The 11782-nt window shown below is 68.8% G+C and carries 9 protein-coding genes; 4 read left to right on the plus strand and 5 right to left on the minus strand.

The genetic code is table 11. The features are described from left to right. Positions 1-157: 157 nt before the first annotated feature. The 3 genes from IU459_RS30255 (at position 158) to IU459_RS30265 (ending at position 3012) form a co-directional block, all read left to right on the plus strand. Complete coding sequence (locus tag IU459_RS30255) at positions 158-529, plus strand: STAS domain-containing protein (RefSeq protein WP_228838738.1); 372 nt, start codon at positions 158-160, stop codon at positions 527-529. A 117-nt stretch (positions 530-646) separates the two neighbouring features. Then, positions 647-1999, plus strand: coding sequence for a cytochrome P450 (locus IU459_RS30260; RefSeq protein ID WP_195133011.1), 1353 nt, complete (start codon positions 647-649; stop codon positions 1997-1999). Between the two features lie 53 nt (positions 2000-2052). Continuing rightward, entirely contained in the window at positions 2053-3012 is a 960-nt protein-coding gene (locus IU459_RS30265) for a helix-turn-helix transcriptional regulator (RefSeq protein ID WP_195133012.1), read from the plus strand. An 87-nt stretch (positions 3013-3099) separates the two neighbouring features. Here IU459_RS30265 and IU459_RS30270 read toward each other — a convergent pair whose 3' ends face one another. The 5 genes from IU459_RS30270 to IU459_RS30290 form a co-directional block, all read right to left on the minus strand. Next, positions 3100-3630, minus strand: a complete 531-nt coding sequence (locus IU459_RS30270) for a hypothetical protein (protein WP_195133013.1) — start codon at positions 3628-3630, stop codon at positions 3100-3102. Between the two features lie 174 nt (positions 3631-3804). Continuing rightward, positions 3805-7380, minus strand: coding sequence for a cobaltochelatase subunit CobN (gene cobN, locus IU459_RS30275; protein ID WP_195133014.1), 3576 nt, complete (start codon positions 7378-7380; stop codon positions 3805-3807). A gap of 304 nt (positions 7381-7684) precedes the next feature. After that, positions 7685-8125, minus strand: coding sequence for a nuclear transport factor 2 family protein (locus tag IU459_RS30280; RefSeq protein WP_195133015.1), 441 nt, complete (start codon positions 8123-8125; stop codon positions 7685-7687). 27 nt (positions 8126-8152) lie between these two features. Further along, the gene (locus tag IU459_RS30285) at positions 8153-8935 is read right to left on the minus strand and encodes an SAM-dependent methyltransferase (protein WP_195133016.1); all 783 of its coding nucleotides are present in this window, start codon (positions 8933-8935) and stop codon (positions 8153-8155) included. A gap of 370 nt (positions 8936-9305) precedes the next feature. Continuing rightward, a complete protein-coding gene (locus IU459_RS30290) occupies positions 9306-10373 on the minus strand; it encodes a hypothetical protein (protein ID WP_228838739.1) in 1068 nt (355 codons plus the stop codon). Between the two features lie 337 nt (positions 10374-10710). Here IU459_RS30290 and IU459_RS30295 point away from each other — a divergent pair, with 337 nt between their 5' ends. Continuing rightward, complete coding sequence (locus tag IU459_RS30295; RefSeq protein WP_324199086.1) at positions 10711-11730, plus strand: alpha/beta hydrolase; 1020 nt, start codon at positions 10711-10713, stop codon at positions 11728-11730. Positions 11731-11782: the final 52 nt, after the last annotated feature.

Consider the following 11782-nt stretch of genomic DNA (forward strand, 5'->3'; position numbering starts at 1 on the left):
TCCGGTGACCGTGCAACGGGACTACCGGACGACACGATGCGGTAAGTTGACCGGCGGAATGCTCGCTCGGCACCGTGCCGGTGTGTGCTGGAGGCACGAGCCCAGCGAAGGTCGACGTGGCGTACTGCCGAGGACACGCCGCCGACACGGGAGGTAGATGGTGAATTCCGAAGGCGCGCCCCGGGCGCTGGAGGTCCAGGTGCGATCCGCGGACGACGTGGTGATCGTCACCGTGCACGGCGAAATCGACATGGCGTCGGCTCCGCTCCTGCAAGCGGCGCTGGACGAAGTGCTGCGTGGTACGCCACCCGCCGTCGTGGTCGATATGTCGAACGTCGGATTCCTGGGCTCCGCGGGCCTGAGCGTGCTGGTGGCCGCCTCGGAAGCCGCCGGTTCCGGGGGGTTGCGCGTGGTCCCCAGCGACGCGGCGCGCAGGCCGATCGAGCTGACCGCGTTGGACCAGTTGCTCAGGGTGTTCGGCACCGTCGAGGAGGCACTGGCGGTCGACGACACCCCGCCCCCGCGCTGAGCTTCACGGCGCCGCATCGGCGCCGCACACGCACGCCTGCGGTTTCAGCCACGCGTTCTCGGGTACCTGACCGGACGTCGGCATCGTGTCGACTCGAGCACGCCGGGAGGAGGCCGGATGGCAGACAACCGCGAACACCGACTGGTGGGGGTGCCCGCGGTGGCGGCATTGGCGGATCTCGGATTCGCCTCGGTGGCGTCCGGAGTGATCGCCCGACGACGGCCGGTGCTGGGCTTACTGGAACGCACCGGCGCCGATGCCAGGGCGATCGAGCGCGTGCGGCAGCTACGCCGCGAATTCGGCGCAGGCCCGGTCGAACTGGTGGTGCCGGGACGGCGGATCGTGGTGATTCTCGACCCGGCCGACGTCGGCCGGGTGCTCGCCGACGCACCGACCCCCTTTCACCCCGCCAATCGGGAGAAGCGTGCCGCACTGCGGCAGTTCCAGCCGCACGGCGTCCTGCTGTCCGACGGTCCGATCCGCGCCCAGCGACGAGGGTTGAACGAGGCCGCACTCGACAGCGGGGAGCCGCTGCATCGTCTCGCGGGGCCCTTCGCGGCGGCGATCGCGGAGGAGGCGCAGGAGATGATCGTGTCGGCACTGCATCGTGGACACATGGACGCGCGGCACTTCACCATCCAGTGGTGGCGGCTCGTCCGGCGAATCGTGCTCGGCGAACGGGGACGCGACGACACCGTGCTCACCGACGAACTCTCCCGATTGCGCTCGGCGGGCAATTGGTCGTTCCTGGCTCCGGCCCATCGCAGGCAGCGTGACCAGTTCACCAATCGCCTCTACCGGCATGTGGAGTCCGCTTCACCCGACAGTCTCGCCGGCGCGCTGGCCGCGGTCCCCGCGGGCGGCGCCGTCGACCCCGTCGGGCAGATTCCGCACTGGCTGTTCGCCTTCGACGCCGCGGGTATCGCGCTCAGCCGTGCGCTGGCGGTGCTCAGCACCCATCCGGAACACAATGCTCGCGCGCTCGACGATGCCATCGATCCCGAACGCGTCGACGTGCGCGCCTATCTACGTGCCTGCGTACTCGAGTCGGTGCGGTTGTGGCCGACCACGCCCATGTTGCTGCGCGACATCACCGCCGACACGCAATGGCGGGACGGCGACGAACGTTTCACCATCGCGGCGGGCGCCGCGCTGATGATCGCGGTCGCTGCCTTCCACCGGGACGCCGAGCTGCTGCCCTTCGCCGACGCCTTCGTCCCGGACATCTGGCTCGACGGCCGCGCCGAACAGTACCCGCAACTCGTGCCGTTCAGCGCGGGCCCGGCCGACTGCCCTGGCCGCAACCTGGTCCTCTTCGTCACCAGCACGCTGCTCGCACACCTGTTGACGGCGGCGGACTTCCGGCTGCGCTCCACGCCGCGGCCGCACCCGGACGCGCCGCTGCCGGTGACCTTGAACAACTTCGGCCTCGACTTCGCCGTCGAGCCGTGCATGACACAGACCGGCTAGCTCGCGCCCTGTCGCGGAACGGATGCTGCCGCGATAGCTGTCATGATCGAGGGATGCTGGAAACCTCCGCGCGGCTGTTGCGGCTGCTGTCGCTCTTGCAGATGCGCCGCGACTGGACCGGGCCCGCGCTGGCCGAGCGGCTCGGCGTCTCCACCAGAACGGTGCGCACCGACATCGAGCGGTTGCGTACCCTCGGGTACCCGGTGCACGCCACGCCCGGCGTTGCGGGCGGGTACCGGCTCGGAGCCGGGTCGGCGCTGCCGCCGCTGCTGCTCGATGACGAGGAAGCGGTCGCGGTGGCGGTCGGGCTGGTCACCGCCGCCAATGGCGCGGTCACCGGCATCGAGGAGACATCGGTCCGGGCGCTGGCGAAGCTGCAGCAGGTGCTGCCCGCACGATTGCGGCAACGGGTCGAGACGCTGACATCGGCCACCGTGCATGTGCCCGGTCGCGGAGAGCCGACTGTGGACGCGGCGGTACTCACGGCGGTCGCAGGCGCGATCCGGGCGAGCGAACGACTGCGCTTCGACTACGAAACCCATTCGGGGGCCTCGTCCCGGCGGGATGTGGAACCGCACCGGATGGTGCACTTGCGAGGCCGCTGGTACCTGGTCGCCTGGGACGTCGCGCGCGACGACTGGCGCACCTTCCGCGTCGACCGGATCACGCCGAAGATTCCGAACGGTCCCCGGTTCACCCCGCGCGCCGTACCCGAGCAGGAGATCGCCGAGCGGGTAGAGCGCGGGGTCGACGCGGCTACGTGGCGCTATCGCGCCCGTGTGCGCATGGCCGCGCCTGCGCAGGCGATCCGGGCGCGCCTACCCGCGGCGGTGGAGGTCGAGCCGGACGGTCCACAGCACTGTGTTGTGCATGTGGGTTCGGATTCGCCGCAGCTGCTGACGTTGTACCTGGGCCTCGCCGACGTCGACTTCGAAGTCTTGGACGCGCCGGCGCTCGCCGAGCATCTCGTCGCAACCGCGGCACGATTTCAGCGCGCGGCGGGACAGGGATAGCGCCGGGACCAACGCGATTCGCGTGACAGGCCATCGGCCGCGCTCGGCAAACGGAATACCGAGCGCGGCCGATGCGGAAACTCTTGCTCAGAGCGGCCGGCTTGCGCCGGCGGCGGCACCGATGAGGCCACCGACCACGCAACCCGGGAAGACCCCGACGATGAAGAAGATGAGACCGACCGCCGCACCGATGGCGCAGCCGATCGCCAAGCCCCCCAGCGTGCTCTGCGGGTCACCGATGAACCGCGGCGCGCCCGGCGCCGGCATAGCGGCTCCGACCGGTGTCAACGTCAGCGTCGTCGCGGACGCGTCGATTTCCGGCGACACCCGGACGTGCTGGCCCATCACGGTCTGCAGGGTCGTCGGCACCGACGCGACCACCTCGCCGTCCGGTGCCAGCACCGTAATACCGTCCGGCGTCAAGGCGAACGCGCCGGAAGCGAGCGTGACCGTCGCACTCGACCGATCCGGCGCGACCGTCGCGGTGTAGGCGACACCGTGGTCCACGCCGCTGATCGCGGGGTCGGATACTTCGGCCTGGCCGTACGCGGTCGCCGCCGTGACGCCGGTGGCGGCAATGGTCAGCAGCGTGGTCGCAACCACTTTTCTGAGCTTCATGAGCCATCCCATCCTCAGCAGATTCGATCTGTCGTTACCTGGGTACAGCCGTGAAATGCTACCAATTATAGACATTCTGCATGACCATTTCCGGAACGCGTTCGATGCCCGAAATGTCATGCTAGGCGGAGTATTTCGCGGCACACCCGACCGATCGGAGGATGGCGATGCCCGCTACTCCAGTTCTCCTTCGGTCTCCAGGTAGACCTGGCGCAGCCGGTCGAGCGTGTCCGGTTCCGGATGCTCCCAGAGTTTCCGTTCGGCGGCCTCCAGCAGCCGCTCGGCTATGCCGTGCAGCGCCCATGGGTTGGACTGCTCCATGAACTTGCGGTTCACGTCGTCGAATACGTAACTCTCCGTGAGCTTCTCGTACATCCAGTCCGCCACGACGTTGGTCGTGGCGTCGTAGCCGAACAAATAGTCGACGGTCGCCGCCATTTCGAACGCGCCCTTGTACCCGTGCCTGCGCATGGCCTCCAACCACCGCGGATTCACCACGCGGGCACGGAACACCCGCGAGGTCTCCTCCGACAGCGTCCGGGTGCGCACCGCGTCGGGCCTGGTGCTGTCGCCGATGTAGGCCTCCGGATTCTTGCCGGTCAGCGCGCGAACCGTGGCGACCATACCGCCGTGGAACTGGAAATAGTCGTCGGAGTCGGCGATGTCGTGTTCGCGCGTGTCGGTGTTCTTCGCCGCCACCGCGATTCGGCGGTACGCCCCGCGCATGTCCGCCGCGGCGGGCGCGCCGTCCAGATCCCGGCCGTAGGCGTAGCCGCCCCAGGTGGTGTACACCTCGGCGAGGTCGTCGTCGGTGCGCCAGCTCTTCGAGTCGATCAGCTGCAGCAGACCCGCGCCGTAGGTGCCCGGCTTGGAGCCGAAGATGCGGGTGGTGGCGCGCCGCTGGTCGCCGTGCTCGGCCAGGTCCGCTTCGGCGTGCGCGCGCACGTAGTTCGCTTCGCCCGGTTCGTCCAAGCCCGCGACGAGGCGGACCGCGTCATCCAGCAAGGCCAGTACGTGGGGGAAGGCGTCGCGGAAGAAGCCGCTGATGCGCACGGTGACATCGATGCGGGGACGGCCGAGTTCCTCGAGCGAGATCACCTCGAGCGTGCTGACCCGGCGACTGGCCTCGTCCCAGACCGGCCGGACACCCAGCAGCGCAAGGACTTCGGCGATGTCGTCGCCAGAGGTGCGCATGGCGGAGGTGCCCCAGACCGAGAGGCCGACCGACCGCGGGTATTCGCCGTGGTCGGCCCGGTACCGGTCCAGCAGCGACTCCGCCATGGCCTGGCCGGTCTCCCAGGCCAGCCGCGACGGCACGGCCTTGGGGTCGACCGAGTAGAAGTTGCGTCCGGTCGGCAAGACGTTGATCAGGCCGCGCAACGGCGAGCCGCTCGGGCCCGCCGGGATGAAGCCGCCGTCGAGCGCGTGCAGCACCCGGTCGAGCTCCACGCCGGTCTGCCGTAGACGCGGCGCAACCTCGGTGGCCGCGAACCGCAGCACCCGCCGGACCTCGGGATTGTCGGTGATGCCGTCGACCGCGTCCGGCGACCAGTTCGCTGCCTGCAATGCCGCGACGAGTGCGCGGGCGCTGCCCTCCACCGCGTCGACGCGCTCGCGCGCCTCGCTGCCCGACTCGTCGAGCCCGAGCGCTTCGCGCAGGCCGGGCACGGTGCGCTCACCGCCCCACAGCTGGCGCGCGCGGAGCATGGCCAGCACCAGGTCGAGCTCCCCCTCTCCCACGGGCGCCTGGCCGAGCACGTGCAGACCGTCGCGGATCTGGACGTCCTTGATCTCGCACAGCCAGCCGTCGACGTGCAGCAGCATGTCGTCGAAGGAGTCCTCGTCCGGGCGCTCGGTGAGGCCGAGGTCGTGGTCCATCTTGGCGGCGCGCATCAGCGTCCAGATCTGCTGGCGGATGGCGGGCAGCTTGGCCGGGTCGAGTGCGGAGATGTTGGCGTGCTCATCGAGCAGCTGCTCCAGCCGCGAGATGTCCCCGTAGCTTTCGGCGCGGGCCATCGGGGGGATCAGGTGATCGACCAGGGTGGCGTGCGCACGTCGCTTGGCCTGGGTGCCCTCACCCGGATCGTTCACCAGGAACGGATAGATCAGCGGCAGGTCGCCGAGCGCCGCATCGGTGCCGCAGGAGGCCGACATGCCGAGCGTCTTGCCCGGCAGCCACTCCAGGTTTCCGTGCTTGCCCAAGTGCACCATCGCGTCGGCGCCGAACCCGTCGGGGGCGCTGAGCCACCGGTACGCGGCCAGGTAGTGATGGCTGGGTGGCAGGTCGGGATCGTGGTAGATCGCGACGGGGTTGTCGCCGAAGCCGCGCGGCGGCTGCACCATCAGCACGACATTGCCGAAACGCAGTGCGGCGATGACGATCTCGCCGTCCGGATCGGACGAGCGGTCGACGTAGAGTTCGCCGGGCGGCGGGCCCCATGCCTCGACGACGGCGTCACGCAGGTCGGCGGGCAGGGTGTCGAACCAGGCGGCGTAGGCCGCGGCGCTGATGCGGATCGGGTTGCCCGCCAGCTGCTCGGAGGTCAGCCAGTCCGGATCCTGGCCGCCCGCCGCGATCAGGGCGTGAATGAGGGCGTCGCCATCGTGCTCGTCCAGCCCGGGGACCTCGCCCGGCGCGCCGAGGTCATAACCGGCGGCGCGCATCTCGGTGAGCAGGCGGATCGCGCTGGCCGGGGTGTCCAGACCGACGGCGTTGCCGATGCGGGCATGCTTGGTCGGGTAGGCCGACAGCATGATCGCGACGCGTTTGCGCGCGGCGGGGATGTGGCGCAGCCGGGCGTAGCGGGTCGCGATGCCCGCGACGCGGGCCGCGCGCTCGGCGTCGGGGACGTAGGTCGACAGCCCGTCGGCGTCGAATTCCTTGAACGAGAACGGCACCGTGATGATCCGGCCGTCGAACTCCGGCACCGCGACCTGGGTCGCGACGTCCAGCGGGGACAGGCCGTCGTCGTTGGCCTCCCATTGGGCGCGGCCGGTGGTCAGGCAGAGGCCTTGCAGGATGGGTATGTCCAGGTCGGCGAGCGCACCGACGTCCCACGCCTCGTCCTCGCCGCCCGCGGAGGCGGTGGCCGGTTTGGTGCCCCCCGCGGCCAGCACTGTCACCACCAGCGCGTCGGCCCGGCGCAGGGTCGCGAGCAGCTCGGGTTCGGCGGTGCGCAGCGACGCGCAGAACAGCGGCAGCGGACGCGCGCCCGCCTGTTCGATCGCGGTGCACAGTGCGTCGACGTAGACGGTATTGCCCGCGAGATGCTGGGCACGGTAGTAGATCACCGCGACGGTCGGGCCGTCGACCGGCGCCGCCGCGACCCGGTCCAGTTCGCCCCAGCCCGGCAACTGGATCGGCGGCTCGAAGCCGTGCCCGGTGAGCAGCACGGTGTCGGACAGGAAGTTGTGCAGCTGGCGCAGGTTCTCCGGGCCGCCGGCGGCGAGGTAGTTGTGGGCGTCGGCCGCGACGCCGCCCGGCACGGTGGAGCATTCCATCAGCTCGGCATCCGGCGCGAGCTCGCCACCGAGCGCGACCAGCGGCACGCCGCTCGCGCGCAGCACCTCCAGCCCGTCCTCCCACGCCCGCTTGCCGCCGAGGATCCGCACGATCACCAGATCGGCGCCGTCGAGCAGACCGGGTAGGTCGTCGACCAGAAGTCGGGCCGGATTGCCCCACCGGTAGTCGGCGCCGCTGGCGCGCGCGCTCAGCAGATCGGTGTCGGACGTGGACAACAGCACAATCACGGTGGCAGCCTTCCTCGGGTGACGCGCCCATCGGGGGTTCGCTGCTCGCCGGAGAGGGTCTGGCTTTCTACAGTGGCGCGACCGCACCGGATTTCCACCGGTTTCCTCGTCGTCCGCCGAGCATGCCGATGCTACCTGCCGCCGGGGCCGGGTTCGTCGGCATGTGGTCGTGCCGTACCGGGAGCCGCCAGGAAGCCGTCGACGAATGACGCGCTGAGGCGAGGTGGTGGATTCGGTCGGGGTCGCCCGCGGACGACGATCGGGGCCGACGAGAGCGCCGGGCCGACCCCTCTTGCCCAGGGAGCTAGGTCAGGTCGGCGTTTCCGTCGATCACCTTGAGGCGGTAATGGAACCGGTTGACCCGCCATCCTTCCGCGGTGCGCTCGGTGCCGATCGAGTAGCTGCCGACGAACGTGCGCGTCTTGCCGTTGACGGCGGCGTTCTTCACGTGCACGGCGATCGCGTCGGCGTGCACGGTCGCCGTGTCGCCGTGCAGGTCGATCAGGTGGTTGCCGGACTGATGGTGGACGCCGTCCAGGTCGGCGAGTCCGGTGCGCCAGTCCTCGATGATGTCGGCCGCGGCCCGCTCTCCGACCGGCCCGCCGAACCCGCCGTCGAAATCGACCTTCGGCGTGAACACCTCCGCCGACAACGCTTCCCACCGCCGCTGATCGGTGTAGACGAACATCTTGGTGATCACGTCGACGACGGCAAGCCGGTCAGCGAGAGAAGAGATTTCGGACATACGCCGACCTTAGCCGTCGCGCGCGCGTCACGCTTTGCGGACTACTCCGCCCAGGAGCACCAGCCGCGTGGCGGGCAGGTCGTCGTCGAGCCACCGCTGCAAGGGAACCACGCCGGGATCGAGCATGTCGAAGCCGTCGAAGAACGAGGCGACCCGCGCCGCGGATCGATACCTCACCTGCGCCGAGGACTTGGCGGTGTCCGCCGACGACTGACTGATGAATTCCGGATCGCTGCTGTCCGAGCCGTGCGTGAAGGCCAGATAGCTTCCCGGGGCCATCGCGTCGCGGAATCGGGCGACGATCTCGGCGGGGTGTTCGTCGTCCATCACGAAGTGCAGAACGCCGACCAGCGTGATCGCGACCGGCTCGTCGAAGTCGATCAGCTTCCCGGATGCCAACCGGTCCAGGATGTCGTCCGGCCTGCGGACATCGCCCAGCATTGCCGCCACGCCGTCCGAAGCGGCCAGCAGAGCATTGCAGTGCGCGTACACGACCGGGTCGAAGTCGACGTACACCACCCGCGCCGACGGATCGGTCTTGCGCGCAACCTCGTGGACATTGGGCGAGGTCGGGATACCCGCACCGAGATCGATGAACTGCCGAACGCCCGCCTCGGCCGCCAATTGGACTGCGTTTACCAGGAATTGGCGGCTGAACCAGGCCAAGGTCCTGGTGTCGGGCGCGATCGAGAGCATGCGACGGGCGACTGCCCGGTCCACCTCATAGTTGTCTTTGCCGCCGAGCAGATAGTCGTACACCCGAGCGGAGTTCGGCGTGGTGGGATCGACGCCACGCGGTGCTCGCTCCATGCTCGACACCGTACCTCTCCGTGTCCTTGACCAAATCGTAACAAACTGTCACCTGCAGGTGACGCGCCCTGTCGTGAGGAAGCCGATGTCGGCGCCGAGCCACTGTAGTGTGCGCGCACTGAACCTGTGACTCGAAAGATCTTGCGGTGCCAGTCTTCTGGCCGTTCGTCGCGCCAACACGATGCTCGGCGTCACGCCGGTAGATCACGCGCTCCGGACCAACGCACAGCACTGCCGCGCTGGACAATCAGCGGTATCGACAGCAGAACTGCACACAATCAGCTGTCAGAGCCCTCCCAGGACACATGGATCCGTTGGCTCGATAGCCTTCCGGGAGCGGCCATCCGACACCGACGCGGAAGGAACGGACTCAGTTGTCCGGTGCCCCCGCCAGCGCATCAGCCCGCGCCATGAGCACATCAGCGACCGGACGGGGGCGACGGCCGAGTCCGCAAGCGCTGGCGACCCCGTCGACTGGGCGTCCGAGTGCGTGCTCGATAACCGCCAATGTCTCCAATTGCTGTTCCTCGCTGGGAATGTCGTGCACCAATCCGGCATAGAAATCGGTGCCTTCGCAGAGGGACAGGTCAGCCAGCGGCGCATAGAATTCGGTCTTCGCCGAGGGTGGTCTGTCGCCCGCCGCGAAGGGTCCGTGCAGGTATTCCAGGACCCGCCCGTGCGGCCAATGCCGGACGACGGAATTGGCCAGATCCACGAACGGCCGCGCGTCGCGCAGCTTCCCGCGGGCTTTGTTGCGCAGACTGCCCAGGCAGAGGTGTACCCCGAATCGAGTTCCCGCAGGAGCCGCCGCGGCCAGCGCGGCGATACCGCGGCCCAATCCCAGCAGCCGGTCCACCTGGCGATGGAACGGCTGCGCCTTGGCCAACAACACCAGTTCCGCGGTGGCCTCGAGTTGCACGACGACGTCCTCACCGGCCAGCTCGCGAATCGCGGTGATGTCGCGCACGGTGGCGTCGATGAACGCTTGCCGGTGGGGCCGGATCCCGGACGCCCCCAAGGCGATGAACGTGAGCGTGAAATCGGTCGGCATGCCGATCTGCAAGGCGAGATCGGGCAACTGCCGGTCCTCGCGCAACTTCCGGAATGTCGGCCATGCCTCCTCGGCCTCCCTGAGGTACCCGAGATCCAGGGCGTCACCGCTCAATTCGGTCCCGCGCGCGACGCGATGAATCGTGCGGTCCCTGCTCGACTGCCACGCGCCGGGTTTCCGCACCTCCAAGACTCCTTGGGACACCAAATCTTCGATGATCGGCTGGATGTAGAACTCGTAACGCCGAGCCTCTCCCGTCGGCAGGGTACGCAACCGCGGACCCGCGCCATCGAGCATCGCCCGCATCGCGACATCCGTACTCTCGGCCGGAAAACTTCCGACGAAGTGCACCGCCCGCGTGCCCGCCCCTTGCTCCATCGACCCCATGTTCCCGCGCTCCTCAGTTCACCGGGTCGCCCCGGGCGTCCAGATGTTGCTGGCGGCCGGGACATCATGCGGCTCTACTCCGCGATAGCCACGGATCATTATGCGCGGTAGCGGCGTTCGCCGGATACCTCGACACACGACCGGCCGTCGACTCGTCGGCTGCGGTGGGATACGGCCGAACCGTTCTCTGCGGGCGACGGCTCGGTGCGCGGTTTCGGCAGCTGTCGCACCTGTCCGCATGAGAATTGAAAGGCATTGGCGCAGTGAGCGTTACGAAACGATGCCAACCCGAGGTCCGGTATTGCGCGTAGAGTGGTCCGCGCATAGCCTGCGTCGCGTGCGAATCTCGGTACGGTCGATCCTCGCTGCCGCTGCGGCAGTGGTGCTCTGTCTCACGCCAGGCGTGGCCGACGCGGAGGATACGCCGCCGGATCGCTGTGAATCGGTCTCCATTCCGGTGCCGCTCGGGGTGATGGCGGGTACGTTATGCGTTCCCACAGCGCAGCCGACCGACACCGTCATGGTTCTGATCGCGGGTTCCAACTACAACCACACGTACTGGGATTTCCCCTACGCCCCGGAGACTTACAACTTCCGGCGCGCGATGAATGCCGCGGGTTACGCGACACTCGTGGTCGATCGGCTCGGTAACGGCGCGAGCACCAGGCCGCCCAGCACGCAGGTGACGGCATCGGTGTCCGCGCGCGCCTTGCACGACATCGTCCAGGCCCTGCGCCGGGGACTGGCGGGCGCGCCGCCGTTCGGCAAGGTCATCACCGGTGGCCATTCGCTCAGCTCCGGTATCGACGTCATGGAGGCGAGCACCTACCAGGACGTCGACGGCGTCTTGCTCACCGGGTTCTCCCACGCCCTCAACGTTTCCGAAGTTCTCGGCGTGATCGCGACCTACCATCGAGCCGCCGAGGATCCCCAGTTCGCCGGGCGCGGATACGATCCCGGCTACCTCGCCACGCGGCCCGGAACCCGCGCACGCAGTTTCTTCGCGCCCGAGACCGCCGACCCCGAGGTCCTCGCGGTCGACGAAGCGACCAAGGAGGTCTTCTCGCCGACGGAATATCCCGACGGGCTGACCTCCACCCTGCCGCCGATGAACAACTTCATCAGCGCCCCGGTCCTGATCGTCAACGGCAGCTCGGACCGGTTGTCCTGCGGACCTGGTTACGCGGTCTGCGCGAATGCCGAGACGCTGCTCGCCGCCGAAGCGCCGTTCTTCGGTCCGGCCGCACGGTTGCGGACCTTCGTGCTCCCCGGTAGCGGCCACTCGGTCAATATCGCACGCAACACCGCCGACTATCGGTCCGCCGTGATCGACTGGATGGACTCCATCACCAAGTGACCCGTCTCCCGGCCGCCTCCGGCAGCGAGTGCGCCGGCGCTCCTCGGGTGGA

The sequence above is a fragment of the Nocardia amamiensis genome (assembly GCF_015477605.1).
Classification (GTDB): domain Bacteria; phylum Actinomycetota; class Actinomycetes; order Mycobacteriales; family Mycobacteriaceae; genus Nocardia; species Nocardia amamiensis_A.